19 protein-coding genes and 1 tRNA gene are annotated in these 23,128 nt (G+C 47.1%); 10 read left to right on the plus strand and 10 right to left on the minus strand.

All coding sequences use genetic code 11. The features are described 5' to 3' along the window. Nucleotides 1-19: 19 nt before the first annotated feature. The 5 genes from AC566Q_RS03285 (at nucleotide 20) to AC566Q_RS03305 (ending at nucleotide 4,892) form a co-directional block, all read left to right on the plus strand. On the plus strand, nucleotides 20-295 hold the full coding sequence (locus tag AC566Q_RS03285) for an oxidative damage protection protein (RefSeq protein ID WP_499613656.1): 276 nt from the start codon (nucleotides 20-22) through the stop codon (nucleotides 293-295). 129 nt (nucleotides 296-424) lie between these two features. Beyond that, nucleotides 425-500 (plus strand) — tRNA-Phe (locus AC566Q_RS03290). A gap of 485 nt (nucleotides 501-985) precedes the next feature. Beyond that, nucleotides 986-2,506, plus strand: a complete 1,521-nt coding sequence (istA, locus tag AC566Q_RS03295; protein ID WP_105935683.1) for an IS21 family transposase — start codon at nucleotides 986-988, stop codon at nucleotides 2,504-2,506. Nucleotides 2,507-2,521: 15 nt separating this feature from the next. Beyond that, nucleotides 2,522-3,295: an IS21-like element helper ATPase IstB gene (gene istB, locus AC566Q_RS03300; protein WP_276309522.1), complete on the plus strand. Its 774-nt coding sequence runs from the start codon at nucleotides 2,522-2,524 to the stop codon at nucleotides 3,293-3,295. 187 nt (nucleotides 3,296-3,482) lie between these two features. Next, nucleotides 3,483-4,892, plus strand: coding sequence for an IS66-like element ISAma4 family transposase (locus AC566Q_RS03305; protein WP_458730159.1), 1,410 nt, complete (start codon nucleotides 3,483-3,485; stop codon nucleotides 4,890-4,892). A 100-nt stretch (nucleotides 4,893-4,992) separates the two neighbouring features. On the opposite strand, the gene AC566Q_RS03310 is transcribed toward AC566Q_RS03305, so the two are convergent. The 6 genes from AC566Q_RS03310 to AC566Q_RS03335 all read right to left on the minus strand — a co-directional run bounded on the left by AC566Q_RS03310 (nucleotide 4,993) and on the right by AC566Q_RS03335 (nucleotide 12,072). Continuing rightward, nucleotides 4,993-6,027, minus strand: coding sequence for a DNA cytosine methyltransferase (locus AC566Q_RS03310; RefSeq protein WP_499613659.1), 1,035 nt, complete (start codon nucleotides 6,025-6,027; stop codon nucleotides 4,993-4,995). Nucleotides 6,028-6,033: 6 nt separating this feature from the next. After that, nucleotides 6,034-7,842 carry an ATP-dependent nuclease gene (locus tag AC566Q_RS03315; protein WP_499613661.1) on the minus strand — a complete coding sequence of 603 codons (1,809 nt, stop codon included), beginning with the start codon at nucleotides 7,840-7,842 and terminating at the stop codon, nucleotides 6,034-6,036. A gap of 326 nt (nucleotides 7,843-8,168) precedes the next feature. Continuing rightward, nucleotides 8,169-9,725, minus strand: a complete 1,557-nt coding sequence (gene tnpC, locus AC566Q_RS03320) for an IS66 family transposase (protein ID WP_499611566.1) — start codon at nucleotides 9,723-9,725, stop codon at nucleotides 8,169-8,171. A 23-nt stretch (nucleotides 9,726-9,748) separates the two neighbouring features. Continuing rightward, complete coding sequence (gene tnpB, locus AC566Q_RS03325) at nucleotides 9,749-10,084, minus strand: IS66 family insertion sequence element accessory protein TnpB (RefSeq protein ID WP_499611571.1); 336 nt, start codon at nucleotides 10,082-10,084, stop codon at nucleotides 9,749-9,751. Next, nucleotides 10,084-10,368 (minus strand): IS66 family insertion sequence element accessory protein TnpA, encoded by a 285-nt coding sequence (gene tnpA / locus AC566Q_RS03330; RefSeq protein WP_126874056.1) that lies wholly within the window; start codon nucleotides 10,366-10,368, stop codon nucleotides 10,084-10,086. The genes tnpB and tnpA overlap by 1 nt, the downstream gene beginning before the upstream one ends. 69 nt (nucleotides 10,369-10,437) lie before the next feature. Further along, entirely contained in the window at nucleotides 10,438-12,072 is a 1,635-nt protein-coding gene (locus AC566Q_RS03335; RefSeq protein WP_499613664.1) for an IS1634 family transposase, read from the minus strand. Nucleotides 12,073-12,438: 366 nt separating this feature from the next. Here AC566Q_RS03335 and AC566Q_RS03340 point away from each other — a divergent pair, with 366 nt between their 5' ends. The 3 genes from AC566Q_RS03340 (at nucleotide 12,439) to AC566Q_RS03350 (ending at nucleotide 17,310) form a co-directional block, all read left to right on the plus strand. After that, nucleotides 12,439-13,959 carry an Hsp70 family protein gene (locus tag AC566Q_RS03340; RefSeq protein ID WP_499613667.1) on the plus strand — a complete coding sequence of 507 codons (1,521 nt, stop codon included), beginning with the start codon at nucleotides 12,439-12,441 and terminating at the stop codon, nucleotides 13,957-13,959. A gap of 162 nt (nucleotides 13,960-14,121) precedes the next feature. Continuing rightward, nucleotides 14,122-16,161 (plus strand): TonB-dependent receptor, encoded by a 2,040-nt coding sequence (locus AC566Q_RS03345; protein ID WP_499613670.1) that lies wholly within the window; start codon nucleotides 14,122-14,124, stop codon nucleotides 16,159-16,161. A gap of 27 nt (nucleotides 16,162-16,188) precedes the next feature. Beyond that, on the plus strand, nucleotides 16,189-17,310 hold the full coding sequence (locus tag AC566Q_RS03350) for a PepSY-associated TM helix domain-containing protein (protein WP_499613673.1): 1,122 nt from the start codon (nucleotides 16,189-16,191) through the stop codon (nucleotides 17,308-17,310). On the opposite strand, the gene AC566Q_RS03355 is transcribed toward AC566Q_RS03350, so the two are convergent. The 4 genes from AC566Q_RS03355 to AC566Q_RS03370 all read right to left on the minus strand — a co-directional run bounded on the left by AC566Q_RS03355 (nucleotide 17,307) and on the right by AC566Q_RS03370 (nucleotide 20,852). Continuing rightward, entirely contained in the window at nucleotides 17,307-18,686 is a 1,380-nt protein-coding gene (locus AC566Q_RS03355) for a sensor histidine kinase (RefSeq protein WP_499613676.1), read from the minus strand. The genes AC566Q_RS03350 and AC566Q_RS03355 overlap by 4 nt on opposite strands. Next, nucleotides 18,683-19,372: a response regulator transcription factor gene (locus AC566Q_RS03360; RefSeq protein ID WP_499613679.1), complete on the minus strand. Its 690-nt coding sequence runs from the start codon at nucleotides 19,370-19,372 to the stop codon at nucleotides 18,683-18,685. Before AC566Q_RS03360 ends, AC566Q_RS03355 begins: the two co-directional genes overlap by 4 nt. Nucleotides 19,373-19,858: 486 nt before the next feature. After that, nucleotides 19,859-20,050, minus strand: coding sequence for a hypothetical protein (locus AC566Q_RS03365; RefSeq protein WP_499613684.1), 192 nt, complete (start codon nucleotides 20,048-20,050; stop codon nucleotides 19,859-19,861). 88 nt (nucleotides 20,051-20,138) lie between these two features. After that, nucleotides 20,139-20,852, minus strand: coding sequence for an HNH endonuclease family protein (locus AC566Q_RS03370; RefSeq protein WP_499613689.1), 714 nt, complete (start codon nucleotides 20,850-20,852; stop codon nucleotides 20,139-20,141). 579 nt (nucleotides 20,853-21,431) lie between these two features. On the opposite strand from AC566Q_RS03370, the gene AC566Q_RS03375 reads away from it, so the two are divergent. Together AC566Q_RS03375 and AC566Q_RS03380 are read left to right on the plus strand one after the other, a co-directional pair. Then, nucleotides 21,432-22,253, plus strand: a complete 822-nt coding sequence (locus tag AC566Q_RS03375; RefSeq protein WP_499613692.1) for an MCP four helix bundle domain-containing protein — start codon at nucleotides 21,432-21,434, stop codon at nucleotides 22,251-22,253. 54 nt (nucleotides 22,254-22,307) lie between these two features. After that, nucleotides 22,308-23,075, plus strand: coding sequence for a methyl-accepting chemotaxis protein (locus tag AC566Q_RS03380; RefSeq protein WP_499613694.1), 768 nt, complete (start codon nucleotides 22,308-22,310; stop codon nucleotides 23,073-23,075). Nucleotides 23,076-23,128 lie beyond the last annotated feature (53 nt).

Below are 23,128 nucleotides of genomic sequence, written 5' to 3' on the forward strand. Positions count from 1 at the left end.
ATTAATGCGGAGAATAACAATGCCCAGAACGGTACATTGTGCACACTACGACAAAGAAGCCGACGGACTGGATTTTCAGCTTTACCCAGGCGAGCTAGGTAAGCGTATTTTCGACAGTATCAGCAAAGAAGCCTGGGCCGAATGGCAGAAAAAGCAAACTATGCTGATTAACGAAAAAAAGCTCAATATGATGGAGCCAACCGATCGCAAGTTTCTGGAAGAACAGATGGAAGCCTTTCTGTTTGAAGGGAAAGAACCGACGATTGAAGGCTATGTTCCGCCCGAAAAGCCGTGATTTTGCACAGATTGCACAAAGAACATGCAGTTGATTAAAATATTCAAAAAAGTGGTTGACTTAAAAGCGCGAAACTCGTTAAATACGCACCCACAGCGAGACAGCAACATTTATCGCTAACCAGTTTTAGCCTCGATAGCTCAGTTGGTAGAGCAGCGGATTGAAAATCCGCGTGTCCCTGGTTCGATCCCGGGTCGAGGCACCATTCATACAGAAGCCCTGATCAGAAATGGTCAGGGTTTTTTGTATCTGCCTGCCAGTCCCGAGTTTCCAAATAAATCCAGTTTTCCATAAACTATTTAGAAGGCTTTACCTTAGTGCAATATTTTTAAAGGCTAATAATTCGAACATCCAACTCTTCACTTTATCTTCAATTTGGCATGCCAAATTGAAGAAGAAATGAGAGGGTTTTGGGATCAGTAATTGTCAGCAATTTAATGAAACTAGCTGTAGTAGTCTTTTGGGCTATACTCTTCCGAAGAAATCTAACTGGTGTTAATTGGCACCGCTATGGATCCATTCCATTGGCGGCGTAATGGATCCACCCCATTTGCACCGTAATCGATCCACCTGATTTGCGGCGTAATAGATCCACTTTGGCCTGATTTTCCCCTCAAACTTCTGTTTAACTCGCGTATCGTTGACTGTTTTTCAGTCAGGAGAATACGCATGGCAAACCGGAGGTTTGAAATGTACCAATACCGACAGATCCTCGTTCGAATGCGAATGGGGGAATCCAATCGTGCGATTGCAGACAGTGGTGTCGCTGGCCGTAATAAAGTGAAAGCGATTAAGCGTATCGCTCTTGAACGTGGCTGGCTTGAGCTGGATAAAGATCTGCCTGACGACACGCAACTCGCCACTATTTTCGGCGAAAAGCCACCCAACCCGACAACCACTTCATCCGTTGCACCTTACGCCGATAAAGTCGATAAGTGGTATCAAGATGGCGTGCAAGGCACGACCATCCATCAGGCGTTGGTGGATAAATATGGTTTCACTGGCAGTTACTGGTCGGTGATCCGCTATCTAAAAGCGCTGGCAGAGAAAACACCTGTTCCCACTACTGTTATTGAGTTTGCGCCTGGCGATGCCGCACAAGTGGACTTCGGGGCGGGTCCACTCATTGTGGATACCCGGACCGGCGAGTTGCGTAAGAGTTGGATCTTCGTCATGACACTGGCCTGGAGCCGGCATATCTACGCTGAATTCATTCGCGATCAAAGTACTGCTACCTGGCTGGCCTGCCATCGTCGTGCGTTTGAATGGTTTAACGGTGTGCCCAAACGGGTCGTTATCGACAACCCTAAATGTGCCATCACCAGGGCCTGCTATCACGATCCTGAGGTGCAGCGCGCTTATGGTGAATGTGCCGAAGGCTATGGTTTCTTGATTGCCCCATGCCCCGTGCGCGATCCGCAGAAGAAAGGGCGTGTGGAATCTAACGTCAAGTACATCAAAAATAGCTTCGTACCGCTAAAAGAATTTCGCAGTCTCAGTGATGCCAATGCACAGCTTAAAAGTTGGTTGCTGTCCGTCGCCGGTAATCGGAAGCACGGTACCACAAAATGTCAGCCACTTGAGCGTTTCACTGAGATCGAGCAGGCATTGCTTAGTCCGCTACCGGAAGTGCCGCCAGAACAAGCCGTCTGGGCTAAAGTAAAGGTACACGGTGATGGGCACGTACAGTTTGAACACTGTCGTTACTCAGTACCTTACACTCTGATCCGAGAAACACTGTGGCTGAAAGCCAGCGATACCATGGTGCGCATCTATCAAAAGCATGAGCTGAAAGCCACGCACGCCCGAATGCATCATCAGGGTGGCCGCGCTACGGTGCCTGAACATCAACCGCCCGCCGCGCAAGCTTACAACATGCAGGATCCGCAGTATTGTCTGGCTCAGGCGCAGCGGATTGGTGAGTCCTGCCATGTGTTTATTAAGCGCCTGTTTGCCAGCCGCGTACTGGATAACCTGCGTGCTGCACAAGGCGTTGTGGGCCTTGCCAAACGCTACGGTGACAAGCGCCTTGAAGCCGCCTGCTTACGCGCACTGACCTTCGACAATGTGCGTTACAGCGCCGTCAAACAGATCCTTGAAAAAGGACTGGACCAGCACCCTGATGAATCGAGCACCTTCGATACGTTAAGCGATGTTTACACCGGCGGTGGTCGCTTCCACCGAGATCCCAACAAACTTCTCCCTCACTAAAACAAGGAAAAACACATGATCAACCCGATCCCCGAACTCACACCGTTACTGAAACAACTACGCCTCTCTGGTATGACGGACTCATTAGCGATGCGTAATCGTGAGGCCATTGAACATCAACTGAGTTATCCCGACTTCCTGGCTTTACTGGTACAGGATGAAGTGGCCAGACGCGACCAGAAAAAGTATGCCACACGTCTGCGTCGTGCAGGCTTCAGAGGTAATAAAACACTGGAAAGCTTCGATCTGAACGCCAATCCCAACCTGAACCGCGCTTATATCAATGAACTGGCCGATTGCCGATTTATTGATGAATATGTGGCGGTGCTGATCGCAGGGCCGTGCGGCACGGGTAAAAGTCATCTGGCACAAGCCATCGGGCATTGTGCTGTGCAACAAGGCATTGATGTATTGTTCTTTACTCAGGCAAAACTGCTGGCGAACTTGCATGCAGCCAGAGCCACGAACACCTATGAGAAACGCTTCCAGACGTTAGCTAAAGTAGACCTACTCATCATTGATGACTTCGGTTTAAAGCCTCTCAAATCCCCTCAGGATGAAGATTTACACGACTTAATCGATGAACGATATGAACAAAAATCAACGATCATCACCAGTAACCTGGACTTCAGCGAATGGGGTCAGGCCTTCCCAAATAAACTGCTTGGCGCTGCGACGCTCGATCGACTCAGACACAATGCTTATCGACTGGTTTTAGAGGGCGAAAGCTATCGCAAATTACGTGAGCACAATGATCAGACTGGACGGGGAGGAAAAAGCGAGAAATAATCACCTTGTTTGAGGGCGAAAATGACGGTTTTAAGTGGATCCATTACGCCGCAAATGAGTGGATCTATTAGGGTGCCAATCGACAACGTAACCGTTCACCAGGGCCCTATTGACAGTTAGTAATATTTATTTTCAATGATCGTGGGGATCCTATTGATTGATCCCGCCAGTCTGTCAGAGTGGTTTTATGCCACGTAAAAAGCAGCCCACAAAGCCACCCGTCGCTACTAATCTCGATGATGCCAATGAGCTCATTAGTACACTCTGGGACAGGCTAAATGACCTCGAAGACCGACTGAATCAAAACAGTCGTAATTCATCGCGCCCGCCATCGTCTAATGGGCCGGGGGCGTCCTCTTCTGCGCCAGCTAAAAAGCCGACAGGCCGTAAGCGCGGTGCGCAATCCGGCCATAAAGGTAGTAAGCGGATGCTGGCCGATACCGTTGATGAGACGCGCACCTATTATCCCGACGATACTTGTGCTTGCGGTGGTGACATTGCTATCAATGATTCCCCTTATCGTCGGCATCAGGTATTTGATATTCCCAGCCAGGCATTCTCTGTAGTCGAACATCAGTTGCATCAGGGCCAGTGTTGTCAGTGCAGTAAAACGGTAAAAGCCACACTACCCGACAACGTGAATCAAGGGCAGATGGGCAATAACCTGCTGGCGTATGTGGCGATGCAGTCGGGTCAGTTTCACCAGAGTATCAGTAAAATCCAGCAACAGCTCGAGCAAAACTTTGGTTTATCGTTCAGTCGCGGTGCTATCTCTGAAGCACAAGGCCGCGTCAGTGCGGTGCTGACGCCTGCCTATCAGGATATTAAAGAGACTATGCATAATGAGGCAGTGGTTCATTGTGATGAAACCCGTCATCAGCGGGGCAATGAAAACCGCTGGATGTGGCAGGTATGCACAGCAGAATTATCATGCTTTATGACGCACTTCTCACGTGGCGCCTGGGCGGCAAAGAAACTACTCGGCGATAATCCGGAAAACATTGTTGTGACTGACCAGTATGCCGGTTATCACTACATCGATTCAGACCACCGTCAATTGTGCTGGGCGCATATCTTAAGAAACATGAATGCGCTGGCGGAAAGCTGGGGTACGAATAAAACCTATGGAACAACGTTAGTCAGGCTCATTCGCATACTGTTCCGGCTGCAACACCGGTATGAGAGTAACGCACTAAGTGAAAAGCGATACCTGGACCGGATGGAAAAACTACGCATCGCCTGGCGAGAGCAACTTGAACTGGCATCAAGACGCTGTGTGACTCCCCGCTATCAGAACCGGTGTAAGCTACTGCTAAAACACGATGACATGTGCTGGGTATTCCTCAGTCACGATGGCGTCCCTCTCACTAACAATGAAGCCGAGCGTTCATTGCGAAGCTATGTGCTGTGGCGAAAAGGCAGCTATGGTGTGTGGTCTCACCGAGGGGAACTGTTCAGACAACGTATACTCACCATCGTCGAAACCTGCCGGAAACAAAAGCTGAATCCACTGAATTGGCTCCGCGCCATTCTCGAAGCGACGCTGAACAAAACGTCCTATCCTCTGCTCGACGACTTCAAAGCTGCCTGTCAATAGGGCCTTGGTGAACGGTTACATCGACAACTGGTAGGTACTATGTTGAATAGCCTTTGTTTTTCATAACAGAAAATCTATTGGCGAATGTGAAAAGCAGAGGTTACACGTTCTGATAGTGCATCTTTATAGTGGTTCCTAACTTCTGTGCCATTAACGGCGGTACCGCATTACCAATTTGCCTCGCTCGTGAGGATAAACTCCCATAAAAGCGATAGTTAGCAGGAAATGTTTGTAAATTAGCTGCCTCCCTAATTGAAAGCGCTCTATTTTGAGATGGGTGACCAAAGCGCCCATTTGAGAGACTAATACACCGCGTTGTTAATCCACTAGCAAGCTTTTTCCAGTGAAGTCTGCCATAAACATCACTATGCCCGCTGTAGTTTTTATGACACTCTAACTTCAATTCTTCGGGCCAGTTTTCTCTAGTACCACCTTCTGGCGTAGCTTTGATTCTCTCAAGGTTTTTAGGTGAAAGCTTTGCGGCTTGGTGCTGTGAGTCTTTCTCACAAGTCTCACCCGCTGCGATAGGTGGTAATTCTCTAATCCAATCTTCCACACAGCTATAAGGAGTTGATGATTCCGGGCCATGTGAAGGGGCTGGGAGTGCAATTGGAGCTTTATTAGAGGCAATTAGTACTAGCCTTTCTCGGCGCTGTGGGACTCCATAATTAGAAGCTGGTAAAACATCATAGTCGTGGTGGTAGCCGAGCTTTGATAACAGAACTAGAAAATTATGAAATGGACCTTTGCTAGTTAATTTTTGAATCCCTGGTACATTCTCAATAAGAATATAGCTCGGAGTCCAATATTCAACAAACCGAGAAAACTCTACCAACAAATTTTTTCTTGGGTCATTACTGGATTTTTGTCGATTCTGCTTTGAGAACGGCTGGCATGGTGCGCAACCACAGAATAGTAAATTTTCTCTGTCATCACCAATAATTGAGGTCAAAATATCTGGCGACAAAGTCTCTATGGGAGCACAAACAGTCTGAGCCTTTGGGAAGTTGGCTTTAAATGAATCAACTGCATCTTTATCGAAATCTAATCCCATAGCTATGTCAAAACCAACAGATTCCAAACCGCTACTAGTGCCACCGCAACCGGAAAAAAAATCAAAAACTTTTAATGACATAAAATTCTACTCACCGCTTTCGCTCAAAAAGTGTACCGCTTTATTTGCAACTTCTTCTAACTCAATAGACGGAACTTTAGCTAAATATCTTTTTTGAACATGAAAAATATCTTCCCCTGAGAGGGTCTCAAATTCAGCAAGATCTAGTTCGAGTCTCGTTAAGCGCTCAAACCTTTCTTTATAAGAAAGTTCTGAGACATCAACCTGAGGAAGAGCACAACCACCCTTGTCCCATATGAAAGCTTCTGGATTTTCGCTAGGTAGATATTCTAAATACTTATCGCAAAACTTGATAGTCTTTAGTTTCTGATCTATTAGTTGATCTTCCCTAGGGCCGCCGCTACCACCATCTACTTTGTAGTCTGGTGATGAATGAAGAAGTCTTTGAACTTCACGATCAATTTGTTCTGTGTCTAAAGCTTCTAAACTGCAGTCGAAAGCTCTTTCCGTATCAGGCCGCTGATCCCCATCAAGCAAAAATAAACAATCTAAGCGATTTGTCGTAGCGTATGCAGGTAAGTAGTGACTCAACAGTACACTTGCCCCTCCCGCCATGAACTTGATATCAAAACTGTCAAATACAGCTTGGCCTTTTATCTTTAAAGCCTTTTTGACTATTTCCGTAGCAAGCCTATCTTCAACAAAAATCGTTTTTCGTTGTGTTCTAACACCGAGGTGAAAGAACGCTTCTTCACTGAGGGTTTCGTTAGTTGCCTGTATTTTGCCTGTGATAGGGTCTGTAAATAGTGTCTTTACTGCACTTTTCGGCAAAGTTCTGATAATGAAAGGAGAGTGTGTTCCAATTACAATCTGATGTTTATTTTTCTTTATCCTTTGCTTTAAAAAATCCACCAATCTATCTTGTGCTCCTGGGTGGAGAGAAACCTCTGGTTCATCAAGAATAATAAGCGAGGAATCCTTAGCATCGCAGATCTTATTCACTAACATTACTACTGCAAACTCGCCACTACCAGCAAAAGCTTCACTATATTGAAAGTTTTGAGAGGAGAGGATGACAGACTCACCAATCCTTGCAAAAAAGCGATGTTCAATTATCCTAATCTCAGAATAATTCCTACCCAATATATCTGAAATTATTTCAACCTGTTCTCTTGGAAGAATATCGTTATTTAAAATTTGTTCTTTACTTCCACGGTACATTTTCTTCGATTTTAGGTTTTTTTCTATAGCCTCTCTTATAAGCTGAGATTTATTCCTTATATAATCTTGCTTAGTGTGGTGCCTTAATGTCTTCTTCAAATCCCCATGATAAAAATATCTATCAAATGCACTAATCTCGCTTCTAAAATCCATAAAAATTACGTCTTTTTTAATGAGGTTCCACCTCGTTTTTTTTCTTCCCTTTAAAAAACCGTCGTCTTCAGGCATAGGCTCCATTTTATCAGAAATGATTGGGCGGGAAGGCTCCCAATAATCAGGGTTAACTCTCGTTTTTTTACCGTTCTTTTTATAAGACCTTTGAATTCTGGTTTTGATTACTTCAACTTCTTTCTTTGCATCTGGTTGAAAATATGAATAAATAAATCTAGGTCTTCCTTCATTCTCTAATATTGGATCTAAAGCTGTAGAGAACCAAAAATTGCCTACGTTGTAGTCTTCTGGACAGCCATAAATAGCGCGAAGTAGAGAACTCTTGTTTGTTCCATTTTGACCAACTATCGCCGTTAAGGGAAAGTCAAAGTCAATTCTAAGGTCAGTTTCCAAGTTTCGATAGAAAGGAAATCTTATATAATTGATATATGGTTCAAGTTTCTTATTTTTTTTCAGATTATCTAATACTAAATTTAAATCCATTTTCTCGTACTTTTTACTAGTTTTTAAAAAGGCTGCTTTCTTGCATAGAATTAGTCACTGAAAATACTAGAAAAATTCAAATAAATAAACACTTGGAGCCTATCTTTTCGCTGCGCTCCAAGAGAGGCTATACCTCCTGCCACCAGAAGGTTTTAGGATTTTTCTCCTTGCTCTCCACTATCGGTAGAATCTGCTAGGTTCTTGCCCCCTTACGCGTTGGAGAGACACACCTATGACGACCTGCACTTACTTTAATACCCGACATTCCGCATCAAATTCAGGAATAAATCTCTTGGTATAATGTAAGCGATCAATATAGACCCGGATCACCCCATTTTATCTAAGTCGCTCGTTAATTTTTTGTCCGTGAATCTCTCTTTCCAGACTCTTGGCGTCAGGTCGAGTACGTCTTTGGCCGGATGCAGTGCTACACGCTGCAATACATCCACGAGGTAGTGGTAGGGATTCACGCCTTGCAGGCGGCAGGTCACCATCAGGCTTTGTAATATGCCCAGTTGTTCAGCTCCGAGTTCAGACCAACAGAACAAATAGTTTTTTCTGCCCATGGGAATAACCCGCAGTGCCCGTTCGAGATGATTGGTGTCCATGGGTAACGCGGGGTTACTCAGGAACACCTTGAGTTGGCTTTCTCGCTCATGCGCATAGTGAAGCGCCTTGGCGAAGGGGGATTTGGGTAGTAAATCAGTGCGCTGTCGTTGTTGGTAGACCCACCGGAAGAAGTCAGTCACGAGTGGTTCGCTGTGTTGTTGCCGGTAAGAATGGATATCGGCCAGGTCTGATTGTTTATCCCGGATGTGTTTTTCATGCCGGTAGAGCGCAGCGATAATATCCAGTGCCTGCTGTGCGGCTTGCGGCTCACTGTCGAGGGCTTTTTCAAAGCCTCTGCGCATGTGTACCCAGCAGGCAGCGTGCACAATCTGTTGTTCTTGTTGGTTTATCTGCTCAACAGTTTTGGTATAAGCAGCATAGCCGTCGGTCAGCAAGGTACCGGTAAAGTCCTGTAACTGTGCTTTGGCATGCAACATGCCTCGGCTGTGACTCCAGGTAAAGGCCACTTCATCACTGTCACCGTACATCGGCCAAAAGTAAGTTTGTTTCATGTGTCCGGGTTTTCGACCCGCGCCTTTGGTGCGCCCGGCTTTAATGGGCACTTCATCCATGGCCAGTATGTTACTTTGCAGGATGTGTTGCCACTGGGCTTTGGCAATGGGCCGAAGCAGCTCAATGCCTTGTTGTATCCAGTTGATTAAGGTAGCCCGGCTAAGGGTGATACCGCTATCAAGCATGCGTTGATGTTGGCGGTGAAGCGGTAAGTGATATACCGCTTTATCCACCATCAGCCCAGCGAGTAGTGAGACATCGCAGTAACAGCCTTCCAGTACATTGATGGGGGCTGGGGTATCCTTAAGGGTTTGCGTGGTTTTATGACGCACGACCTGACGACGATACACCAGTACCACATAACTGCCGGGCTGTTGTGCTAAGCGACGGGTTTCTTTGATATCCACGACATCATACTGGTCGGCATCCGCCCCCTGTAACTCAGGCGCAGGCACATCAATAATCAGCTGAGGCACCGTCTCATCAAAACGCAGGCCTTCATCATTCACATCCGAGTCGCGACGTTGCTTTTGTGAGGAACGGGTATGGGCCTTCACCGGTTTGGTGTCTGCCGGTAAGGCGTGTGTCTCACCCTCATCAAACAAACTGCTCTGCGCCGGATTATCCACTAACACCTTTTCAGACTTACGCCCGAACAACTGGCGTTTAAGCCAGTCGAGTTGATGCTTTAATTGTGCAACTTCATCGGATAAAGCCGCAATTTGTGCATCTTTTGAGGGATTGTCTGAGGACGTTTTCATGGCGTAAATTATAACAAAATCAGTTAATTAAATCGTCTGTTTTGTTTGCCTTTTTGCCAGTAAATCCCATCAATCAAACACTGTAACTGGGCACTGTTGAGAGAGGTTTTTGCTTTGCCGTCAGTCACTTTGGCGAAGGTGCCTTTTTCTAACCGTTTACTCCACAAACAATAACCGCCCTGGTAGTAATACAACACCTTGAGCTGGGTGCGGCGCTTATTGATAAACACAAACCAGTCACCACAATGCGCTTGCATCCCCAGTTTGCCCTGTACCAGTGCCGCCAGCCCATCAAACTGTTTGCGCATATCCGTATTTCCGGTATACAGCCAAATACGCCCATTGGATAAGGGTAACATCAGGCAGCCCGGTTCATCCGCAGCACCACACCACCGGGTAATGCCAGTTCAATCTCCCAGGCAGAGCCTGCGCTCTGGTTCGCACTTGCTGGCATATCAAAGGCAAGCCAGTTATCTTGCTGCGCAAGCGATTGGCTATCATCGCTCAGTTTTTTACGCCACAGATAGAAGTTTGATACTGTTAACGCATGCTGTGCACAAAATTCACTGACCGACAGTTCGCTTGCTGCTTGCTTATCAACCAATACCTGCCATTGCTCGCGTGTACGTCTTTTTGTTGCCATCGATTAAGTCTCCGTGAGTAAAATCTACGGGGACCATTTTACGGGGTAGCTCCGCCGGGAAAAGACGGTCTAAATTGATCGCTTACGGTATAATGTGCCAAGTACATCAATGATCACCTGCTGGCGCTCCTGTTTGTCTGTGATTACGGGGGGAGAGTCACCAATGCTGACTTCGTGGATCCCACTAAAACACAGAAATACCCATCGTGCCGTTGGCTTCTGGGACGGTTTCTTTTTCATGTCAGGGAAGTATTGTTGTCTTTCTTTTAATGACGTTCGGATCCGGTGTTCAAGGGCGGCGTATATCATCAGACTGCACGTCATCACCATGAGCAGCGCTTCAATCCTTTCCGGTTTCTTTAGAAACAGTGAGGATGTCAGAAATTCCGGACTTTTGAGAAAACGAAATCCCCGCTCAACATGTTGCTGGGATTTGTAGGTATCTAACACTGTCTGCATACTGAGTTCCCCGCTACAATCATTGGTTGCGAGGATAAACATCCCGGTTTGCGCCTGAGCTATTCCAACTTTATCCAAACAGGTGGCTATCAGCCCATCGAGTTGGTATTCATAGTATGCTGGCTGTTGTCCTTTTTTGGGGCGACCTTTACCTAAGAACACGGGGTGGGCTATACAGTCAAACTCACTGATGCGGGTTGTTTTTAACGTCTTGCTAAAGACTTTCATTGCCGTCTCGGCATCGGTCTGGCAGGCAAAGCGTTGCTTACACAATTTAATAAATTGCTTGTGCTCTTTTTCACTGCTTTTAAGTAAATTGCGGGCCAGTGTCTGCTGCTCCCGTTTAGTCGCCTGCTCACTGCGCAGAATCAACCATTTCTGTTTCACTCCGGCATAGTCTGCATCCACCCAACAACCGTGGTAACCGTTACCCATGGCAGTGAGACTGGCTTCCGTCACGTTGCTTACGTGCTGCCTGGCGTCTTTGATGGTCATGGGGACTCGTGAGATAAACAATTGGTTCTGTGTTGCCAGGGCAGTGATAGATTCTTCAGTATAAAGCGCCGCATCGGCAACAAAATATCGGCATTGTTGTGCGGCCTTTAAACACTGAATATGGTGACGGGTGACTTCTGCAAAAGCTTTCTGGTCATTCGTATTGCCACTTAAAGCCTGCATATAGACAGGGATACCGGCTTGATTTTCACAAATCAGCTCCAGTATCACCTGGTTTAATTCTGGCCGGTGGTCCCGGCTGTAACCTTTAACCAGCTCAATGCGTTTAGTCTCGCTATCTTGTTCATCAACAGCGTATTCACCATCGACATGAAAACTGGTGATATCCAGGTGCACAGCGTTACTGGCTAACCCCAGCGTGTCGACCACTCGCTCAGCCATGACTTGATATAGCGACGACACGTCTGCTTCATAGAGGGCATCAAGACACCGACCAAGTACATCATCATTCAGGTGCTTGGCCTGTACACCCGGACCAATCAGGCGTTCAGTGGGTTTGTCAGCGAAAAAATCTGCAAACATGTGTAGGGTGCGACTGTGAAAACCCAAACCATTGAGAAGCATGGCGACAAAGGCTTCTCCATGAGTCACCTTATGCTCATTGTTTTTTGGGATAACCGCGTCAATCATCTTAGCGATACCAAGCTCCCGACACATACCGGATACTAAACCAAGATGGTCCATGCGTTTGATAGTTAACCCTGATAGGGAGGTAGTAGAAATAGCCATTTTGCTGCACCCAAAGATGAGTAATAGATCAAAATGGGGGATCGGTGTCAAGAAAAATAAATCAGTTAATTAGGTGCGGAATGACGGTAATACCCATCTGTTGACTAGATTTCCTTGCCATTTTTTGTGTGGGGACCGCGGTTGTTCCCCCGCTGCCTACCGACCAATGGTATCAATCCATCGGTGACAACACGCTGGCCGATGACACAACTATATTAGCCAATGGGTTCGCTTTTACTGAGCAAAAATGCAGAAAAATGGATTGCACTTTATTATCAGTCCGTCATGATCCCCGACAATAATGAGCATGTACAAGCTCACATACTTGATAGAGCAAAACGTTAATCTCAGTAATACAGGCAAAGCATGGCGGCAATAGGTATTGATTACGGTACGTCCAATTCAGAAGTGGTATTTTTTGACGGTAATCATCACTCCCACGTAAAACTCGATCCTCAGGTAAAAGACGGGAATAAAATTCGCTCGTCGATTTTTATTTATTACCCGGACGAATTGCCCACGCCGCCCAATGAGATTGTCGAAGCCAAAGTGGCACAGCTACAGCGAGTTATCGGTGAGCAAATCGAAAAAGAAAAGCAGCGTTTTTATGAAGCTCAGGATCCTAACGAGCAACAGGTATATAGCGACAGAATAGAAAGCCTGCGCGGTCAGTTTCACGACCGCCCTGGGTTACAAAAGCGCGCCATTCAATTACTGCTGAAAGATCTCACCGTCCAGAATTTGTCGCTCAAGCAGTTAGTCGAAACCGGTACTTTTGCCTTTGGTGAAGAAGGCTTCAGACGTTTTCTGGCCACACCGGAGAAGGGCCGGTTAATCTATTCACCAAAGAACTTCCTGGGCGCGAGCTTAGACAGCCAGCAGCAGGAAGCGTTTGTTGGAATGATTGCCAAGCAGCTTGGTTATTTTCGCCAGTGTGCAGAAGCACAACTTCAGCAAGCAGTCGATACGGCGGTAATTGGCAGGCCGGTCAAATTCCACGGAACACGCGGAGAGACCGGCAATATGCAAGCGATAAGTATTATGCAACAAGCTGCTGTATTGGCCGGGTTTAACAACATTAGCTTCCTTGAAGAGCCCATCGCGGCTGCCTACAAAATTGAACGCACGTTAGCGAGAGAAACCACCACGCTGGTGGTGGATGTGGGCGGCGGGACAACCGATATTTGTTGTATCCGATTAGGCCCTGAGTCAGCGCAGCCAGAGCAGCACGACAACCCGGTACTCGGCGTTACGGGCAAGCGCCTGGGCGGAATGGAGTGCGATAAAAATCTGGTGCTAAAAGCCATTGCGCCGCATCTGGGGCAGGGGCTGTCGATGCAAAACGGGCTGCCTGTGCCGCCCACCTATTTTTCTGATATGTGCGCCGTTGATGATATTCCCAAGCTCACTCGTTTCTTTTCAGATGAATACGGGCTGGAAATCATGCAAACCATGTCGATTGTTAAAGAGCCTAAACTGCTTGAGCGACTGCTGATTACTCAGGAAGAGAAGCTTTCGGCCAGAGTAGTTAACTCAGCGCGGATGGCGAAGGAGCTGCTGTCGTCGAAAGCACAAATTACTTTGCCGTTGCCCTATGTAGAGGCTGATTTTAGCATTAGTATCGACTATCAGATGTTAGCTCAGTCAATGAAATCCTGGCTGAGTAAGGTGATTCGTCTAATAGAAGAGTGTTTGGCTCAAACCGATATAAAGCCAGAGGTGGTTATGATCACAGGTGGTATGAGTTTGTCACCTGTTCTGCGCGACACACTGTCCAATGGGCTCCTGGCAGGGTTACCGCTGCTCGAAAATGACGCTTTTAACTCTGTGTGTGAAGGTCTGGCGATTCAGGCATACAGATTAAGTGGTACTCAAACGCCACGTTAAAAGCTTATGGGGGCGGATAAGTTACGCTACAGGTTTACGATTTCCTTTTCACTTAATGGTTTGGTGCACAGAATGTAACAGTTGTAAAAGTACTGTCCTTTGTTGGACATGAAGATGAGAATGCTTCTTATTTCTAAGTCGTAGAGTCAGAAGGACATTCCCTTGAAAAATTTAGTATTAGCTGGTGCTGTGTGTTCACTGGCGTCAGGTGTTGTTGCCGCAGAGTTGGATGCAAACGAGGAGCAAAAAGCCATTGAGCATATTGCTGTTGTGGGGGCATCTACCAATTTGAGTATTACTGCTCAGGATATCGAACAGTTTCAGGCCAATGATTTAGCCGATGTATTCCGAGAGTCTCCGTCTGTTAGCGTGGGTGGCTCTGTGGGCGTAGCCCAGAAAATCTATGTACGCGGTCTTGAAGATGCCTATCTGAATGTCACTGTTGATGGCGCACAGCAAACCTCCACACTGTTCCATCACATTGGTCGTGTAACCCTGGACCCAGACTTACTCAAGCAAATTGACGTGCAGGCCGGTGCTGGAGAAGCGACTAGCGGGCCAGGCGCAATAGGCGGCTCTATTCGGTTTAAAACCAAAGACGCGCAAGACTTACTGGCACAAGGCGAGCAGTTCGGCGGCAAAGTAAAAGCCAGCTACTTTTCCAATGACGGCACTCGTTACAGCGGCAGCCTTTACGGCAGCCTTTCAGACACCTGGGGACTATTGGGGTACTACAGCACTGTCGATCGCGATGACATGGAAGACGGCAATGGCGATAAAGTTTACGGCACCGCCGCTGATCAGGACCTGTTGTTTGTAAAGGCAAGCGGTGAACTAGCAAAGCGTCACTATTTGTCTCTCAGCGTTGAGCAACGTGAAGAAGAAGGCGCGTTTTCGGCCCGCCCTAACTGGGTTGTATTGGAAGGTGCACCGCTATACCCGAGCAAAGCATCACGTGACACCTATGTTGCGAATTACCGTTGGGATCACAGTGCTTTAGGGTACCTGGAAGCAACAGCTTACTCTACCAGTTCAGCATTTCGAGGCGGTCGGTTTGACTGGCTGGCTGATATCGACACTGTGGGTTTTGATATCCGAAATACCACAGAAACGACAGATCATACCTTTGTGTACGGGACCGACTATCGCAAAGATGAAGTTCAGAGTGGCCCGGCAGACGGCGCAGTAGAGAATACCGAAGAGAGCAGTGTGATTGGGATATATGCACAGGCACACAGCCAGATTACGCCAGCGCTATTGCTTAGCTACGGGCTGCGCTATGACAGCTATGACTTCCAACAGCGGATTTTATTAGACGAATACTACGGTGATCCTGTGACAGACACAGCCGCAGATCTGGATGACAACGAAATTAGCCTGAATGCCGGCTTATCCTATCAGTTATCTGATGCCTGGACACTTGGCCTTGGGTTTGCTCAGGCCGCCAGGGGCAAAGAAATTGGCGATGGCTTTACTATCGATGAGTACCTTTACGATGGCGAAGATATTCCGGTGGTGGCGGACGATCTTAAACCTGAAAAAGTGACCAATATTGAAGCTTCTGCCGCATACAGTGCGAACAACCTGGAAGCCCGGTTTAGTGTTTATCAGTCTGTTATCGACGATGTCATCTTCAGCGGTTATCCAGGCAATGCGGTTTACAATAATATTGGCGAACTGGAATCGTCGGGCGTTGAGGTTAACCTGGCATACCGTTGGGATTCGATTGATATTTATGCCGGTTTTTCCAGCGTCGATGTGGAACTTTCACCACGCAGCGACTTGTATAGCGTTCCCTACAAATCCATCGATATAAACGGGTATGAATTTGTTGGTCTTGGGAACAGTCGTGGCAACACCTGGGTGTTGGGGGCTGATTATCAAGCAACAGCAGCAATCAGCGTGGGTGTTAATTTAACTTACGTAGATGATATCAACATTGATACCCTGCATCAGGCATTGGAAAACGGTTGGACAGACGCCTTATACAAATTGAATAAAGCGGGTTATACCTTGTTTGATATCTACGGCAGTTGGGAAGTAAGCCAGTCGCTTCAGGTGAACCTGGCGGTAACGAACCTGTTTGACAAGCTCTATCTCGACCACTCCAGTGTGGGTGATTACAGTGAGGTCTTCACCAGCGTCAGAGGGCCTTACGAAGCCGGCAGAGATATTCGCCTGTCTGTTAGCTATGCGTTCTAATTCACAGCTACTTGCACAGTGAAAACCATGTCATTTAAAAAATGGGTCTTCTGGACCCACCTGACGGTAGGGGTGCTAAGTGCGATCTTTATTTTCATGATGTCGGCAACCGGCGTGTTATTAACTTATGAGCGTCAGTTTAAAGAACTCAGCGAAATGTCGTATCGCGTCGACCCTGATTCTAACGCAGTTCGCCTGAGTACGGATGAGGTGGTTGCTACGCTGCAACGTCTGCACCCTGATGAGCCTCATATATTTGTACGCTGGGTTAACCGTGAAGGGGCTGCGATTCCGGCCTGGGCGGGCATGCACAGTTATTTACTGCACCCTTACACCGGTGAGGTATTAAGAGAGGGGGAAGGGGTAGTCGGTGAATTCTTTCATTTCGTCACTGATTTACACCGGTATTTATTGCTCGAGGGCGAATATAAAGTCATTGGTAAAACATTGAATGGTTATGCCAATCTTGTGTTTCTGTTTTTACTGATTTCGGGCATTTATTTGTGGTTGCCCAAGCGCCTATCTTTTGTACACTTAAAAAAAGTAGCCTGGTTACCTAAGCAGTATCTGAGTCGCCCTCACAAACACCGCCAATGGCACCTGGTATTTGGCATTTGGAGCTTACCGGCACTGTTGGTGATTGCCTCTACCGCCACATTGTTTCATTTTAAGTGGGCAAATGTGGCGCTATACGGCGCGTTTGGTGAACAGGTACCAGCGAGAGAGCGGCATCCTGAGCCTGAGAGTCTGGCTGGTGATCTTGTGTCATACGAGCAATTATTCGCTCTGGCTAAAACACACGCAGACGAGCATGGCTATCAGGACTGGTACTCCATGTGGATGGAAATTGGTAAGCAATCCCATGTCGCGCGCTTCTATATCGACAAGAGTATTGGACACCGACAAGAGCTGGCTTATTCGCTGTACCTCGATACCCGCGATGCCAGCATTACCGGGGTACTGCGAAAATCAGACTGGTCTGCGGGCGGACAAGCATGGGGAACTGCGCGCTTTTTGCATACCGGTGAATACTTTGGTTTTGTTGGTCAGACAGTGGCGGGGTTGGTTTCACTACTGGCTTGTTTACTGGTGTACACCGGCAGCGTACTTGCCTACCGGCGCCTTATACCTTTAGCAAAAAAGCGCTAAGCGGGTAGCATAATTTGCATTTTCAGGCCTTGCTTGTTGTTGTTTGAATCTGTGATATTTGAGGCGTGAATTGTACCGCCAACCGCGGTGATTTGACGTTGTGCCAACGCCAGACCGAGCCCGAACCCCGTTCTTTTTTCGCCATGAGTCGATGGTGCGTTAGACGAGGAACGGGCTTTATCTACCCGGAAAAACGGTTTAAAAATATCCGTTAGCATGTCGTCAGGCACGCCTTTTCCTTCATCACTAACAACTATCGAATAATGATCCAAAGTGCGCTTTAGCAGCACGCGTACCTCGCCCTCTGCAGGCGTATACCTGAGCGCATTGCGAATAATGTTTTCAATTGCCTGACCCAAAGCCAATTGACTGCTATTCGTTATCGGTGCGGTGTCGGGTAACTGACAATTGAGGGTTTGATGGGGGTATTCAAAGCGGGCGTCATCGCAGATCACGTTTAATAGTTCTGTTAAATCGAAACTGTCTGTACGCAAGCTCGGCAATTCGGTGTCTAACCAGGCGTAGGTCAGCGTATCTTCTGCCAGCTCCCGCATAGTCGCAGCTTCGTAACGCAAACGCTCTAATGCTTGTTCAGGGCTGATCCCTTGCTCAACAAAGTCCAGAGCCATGTCGATTCGCGTCAGCGGTGTACGTAATTCATGGGATAAATCAGCCAGTAAGCTTCGTTGATTTACTATCAGGCTGCTGGTTCGCTCTGCCATTTGGTCGAAGGTATTCGCCAGCCTGGTGAGCTCATCATTTCGCCCGGATAGTGCCGGCGTCACCCTGACATCGAGTAAGCCTTTACTAAAATCATTGGTGGCTTTTTCAAGCTGCTTTAAGGGCCCCATTACATGCTGGTACAGTAAGTAGCTGAGTGCACTGAGCAGTATTAGGGGGAGCGCGATTTGCAGTAACAGGCGAACAGTTATAAGCATATCTCCTGGTCGCATTCGCTGCGGAAGCTGAATAAGGAAGTGAGTGGATTTGTCGACAAAAGGCACTTCCATTACCGGATTTTCGGCAAAATACAAATGAATTTTCCACTCCGGGCTACGGCCATATTGAAACCGCTCTATGAAAGCCGGTAGCATACTTGTACCGGCAAATGGCGTGATATCAGAGCGGACAACCGCGACCCAGGTCTGTTCGGTTGCTTGAAGTGTTGCTATATACTTCGCTAGCGCCTCTTCGCCTTCGTTTACGAGGATTTCTTCTGCTTTCTTTCCATAATCGAACAGCTGTTGCTGATAGTGCTGATCGATAAAACTCATGCTGGTTTCGGTGTGGTTGGTAAGCCAGTCGATTGCCCAGAACAGCAACACCGTGCCCAGGCAAATAAACGTGCATAAACGCCAGAACAGTTTATTTTTCATTGAAATCGATAGCCCTTGCCGTGCACAGTTGCTAATCGATCAGCCAGCATACCAGCGTCTACAAGCTTCTTGCGTACCCGACTCAAATGCATATCCAGACTGCGGTCGTAACGGCTAAACGGGCGGTCAAGGACGCTTTGATACAAGAACGCCTTGCTGAGTACTTCTTGCTGGTTCTCGACCAATACCCAGAGCAATTTAAATTGAATCGGTGTTAATTCCACTTGTTGTTCATTAAAGCTCACACTTTGTTGCACACGGTTCAGCAGTAATTGATCGACGTGCAATACCGCGTTTGATTGTGGTGGCGAAAGACTGGCTTTACTGCGTCGAAGCAACGCCTCAATGCGCAGCATCATTTCGGTAAAATTGAAGGGTTTCGGCAAGTAGTCATCAGCCCCTTTTCTGTACCCTTCTATACGTTCCTGCTCGGCGCCGGATGCAGTAATCATCATTACCGGTGTTTGCTTGATTTGTCGTAGCTGATTGAGCAAAGACAGGCCATTTAACGAGGGCAGCAGGATATCCAGGAGGATTAAGTCAAATCGTTCGCGAAGGGCAGTCAGCAAGCCTTTCTCACCGTCAAAACACTGTGCAGTGTGAAAACCTTTTTGGATGAGTAACCGGCAAACCTGATCACTAAGTGTCACGTCATCTTCGATTATCAGTATGCGAACTCCTGACATTTGAAAATCCTCTTCAATAATTGATTGTCCCGACAAATGCTTTAACACTATATGAGCGCTATGCGATACGGTCATATAGTAAAAGTCCAATGCCACAATAGGCTCTTATCAAAGCATAAAGGCTTCGTGTTTTTTTTCGGGTTTACAATGCACATGTAAATGATAATTATTATTGTTTGCTTTGGCTAGTCTATCACTCTCTACTTTTTATGTCGTCGGGCAATCTGCTGATTCAGATGTTGCCTGATGTTTTCTGATTTGCCGGTCAGTGTTTTTCTACGTGCGGTGGCAGCCGACGTACCGCGAATACCAGAGTATGGCCAGTTGATTGAGCATGCCTTCTGTGTGGATCAATTCGGGTGTATTGGTGGCTCATTATCCAGAGGGATTTAGTCACCGACAAAAGAGTAAGTATCCCTTAAAAGTCAGCGAAGTAGCACTTCGCGTGCGTCGGTCTCAGAGCATGAGCTTTCTTCAATGGGAGTTTTACTTATGTTGTGGGCCGCCAAATCGCCAGCCCAGACTGGACCGGTTATGATCTTGTTTCTGCCGGTTTTTTGCCTGATAGAGGGCGTTGTCGGTTTCAATTAATAATTGCTCCTGAGCACTGATTACCGCAGTTGTTACCGCCTCTTCTATAATACGCCATTGCATAATGATGATGAAAATTGCCTGCACCCCACATCACTTAAGATACTACCTGTGAGTTGAGGTTTCGTGACCTTTTGTGTTGTGGTCTGAGTGTTTATATGCCCTGTGCCCGGGTTCACCCCGGGCGTGAGCAGCTTGAAAACTGTCTCGACAGTACACGGCTCTCGCGGGCAGTAAATGCCAGCTGGTATTTTTGCGTCACTACCTGAAAACGCTGCAGGTACTGACAACGAAAGCTCTGATTGGCGGGCATCCATTCGGTGGGGCCTTTGGCGCCTTTTGAACGGTTGGCCGACAGGCTTACGGCAATAACGTTCAGAGTGTCGTTGGCGAAGGCGGCTCTGATGCGCTCAGGCCATTTATCGGCGCCATGTTCGTAGGCCCATTTGAGCGGCACGATGTGGTCGATATCAAGTTCGTCATCATCGGTAAAGGTACTGTTAGTGTACGGATCGTACCAACGTCCACTGGTAACCTGACATCCTGCGCCGCCGGCGAAGGCTACAGGTACTTGAGATTGGCGGATAAGTGTCTCGGCGCGGGTGTCACGGCAATTCCCATCCTCATCTAACCAGTGAGGAAACAGGTCTCTCTTGTAGCCTTCGGTAATGGTGGCTTGTGTGTGAGTAATATATCCCGAATAGGCTTTGCCACCGGCCGCCAGGCAATTTTGCATACTAGCGTACGCGGTAAATTTTCGGGGGCGTTCGTACCACTGACTGTTTTTGTCGTGACACAACCCCGACTCTGAACGTTTAATTACCTCAGCAGCAAAAGGCGCACTAAAAGGCAGGCTGATAAGCCAAAGAAAAACAACAAACTTAGCCATGAAAAAGAGATACTTCACTCAATACTACTTCATTGCGGCTAATGTAAATTCACGAGGGGTTGGATTCAAGTTTAAAATGTAGGTTTGGCAAGGGGTCAGTTAGAGCGGTCACATAACACTGATATCAGGCTCACTTAGCTGGATGACCTGAGGAAGTAATTAACCCTATGTTTAGCAGGGTTTTTTAATTGAAAGGTAGCAAGCTGTTTAGGTATGAAAAACTAACTGATACCTAATTTATCGCGTCATACATGTTGACTCAATCTCAATATGTATATATTTCCGAAAGTTTTCCTTTCCCTACCGTAATCCACATATTCCCATATAAATAAGTGCTTTAAAGCATTTTTTCGACTTCTTAGCACGCTATCTTTTCTTATACTAAAGGCTGAATTGTCCGAGTTGTGTGCAGTTTTTCGTTGACAATTCGCCAATAAATCCGATAATTCGTGCAGATGTGTATATTGTGACAAATGTGACATTAGGTACTTGGGTGTGAAAGTATGCTGTTTTTTTGCAAAAAAAAATAATGTGCCACGCTTTGAGCAAGTATAGCGTTTGTGTAGTTTGAGGCGGCCCATGATTGATTTCAGCCAGTTCTCCATAAGAAGTAAGTTTGCTTTTCCTCTCGTCGTCGTAACAGCATTATTGTGTGTTGTAGCGGTTATTTCTGTGTTTTCTCTTAGTAAGCTGAGTGATGATTCTGAGCAAATTGCGAAGCGTTATCTGAATGCTGTCAGCCTCACGCTTAATGCCGACAGGGATTTGTATCAGGCACAAACGGCCTTGCAGGACGCTATTATCCGGGCCGGCATGCGCGGTCAGGCCATTGATGCGGAAATTTCAGACTTCAGAGATAATGCCCAACAAGCCCTCGACCGTATGAACCAGGCACGTAATATGGTGCAGGAGGAAGCGGCGAATGTGGGCAGCAGTACTCAATTCAAGAGCGATTATGACAACTGGTTAAGAGATGCCAACGAAGTTGTGTCGCTGGTATCGGCAGGCGATATTGAAGCCGCCAATGCACTGCGTTCAGCCAGTTTGATTGATAATTTTGAGCAGGTCAGAAGTCATTACGATACCTTTGGCGAGGCAATGAAAAACGCTGCTGATGAGCTTGCGGCGGATATGCAGTCATCCTCACAAAGCAATCAGTTTATGTTGCTGGTAGTGCTGGTCATTGTGTTAATTGTAAGCGCGTTATCCATTATGTATGGCCCTCGTCTGGTGACTGATCGTTTGAATACGCTGATTGATGTAATGCGCGATATCAGTCAGGGCGATGGCGATTTACGTAGTCGTTTAGACAGCAGTGGCAAAGACGAGCTGGCAACCCTGGCGAAAACGTTTAACCGCTTTATGGAAAATCTCCAGGAACTGATTGTGGTGATCCAGTAGGATACCGAAAACCTGAAAAGCGCCGCAGCTAATCTAAATGATGCCTCTAATACTGTGAAGTCTGCATCTCATCAGCAAAATGATAACCTCGACCAGATCGCGACTGCGGTTAACGAACTAAGCCATGTGGTGGCAGATACGGCCAGTAACAGTCAGGGCGCCATGGAGAAAGTAAAGGTCGCCTCAGAAATCAGTACGTCATCCAGGCAAGTGGTTAGTGACTCAGTGAAAAATGTGTCTAACCTCTCAGACTCTATCAGTAACGCTAACGACGTTATCTCCAGTCTGGCCAAAGAGTCCCAGAACATTATTGCGGTACTGGATGTTATCCGCGGTATCGCAGAGCAAACCAACCTGCTGGCACTGAATGCAGCCATTGAGGCTGCGCGCGCCGGTGAGCAGGGAAGAGGGTTTGCCGTGGTGGCCGATGAGGTCAGAACCCTGGCGAGTCGCACCCAGCAATCAACAGAAAATATCAACGAAATGCTTGGTCGCCTGGAGCACAGCGTAAATGATGCAGTGAATGCAATTGAGCGCGGTGCCAGTGAGGTCGACTCTGTGGTAGCTGTTTCTGAGCAACTGGCACGGGCTTTTGATCAGGTCAATGAAGCCGTGAATGATGCCAACGAAACTATTTACCAGATAGCAGCAGCCACCGAAGAACAAAGCCAGGTGGTAACCGATATCAATACCAATGTCACCAACCTTAATACCCTGGGTCAGCAAAACCTCAAAACCATTGAGGATACCGGGGATATTGCAGGCAGTGTTAACGGCACCGTCCAACAACTGGGACAAAAAGTCAGTCGTTTTAAAACGTGATGTAACTGACGCCAATTCACATCAAAACCAACGTTATAAATTCCCAGGTGAGA

It is taken from the genome of Alteromonas sp. H02, from assembly GCF_059682525.1.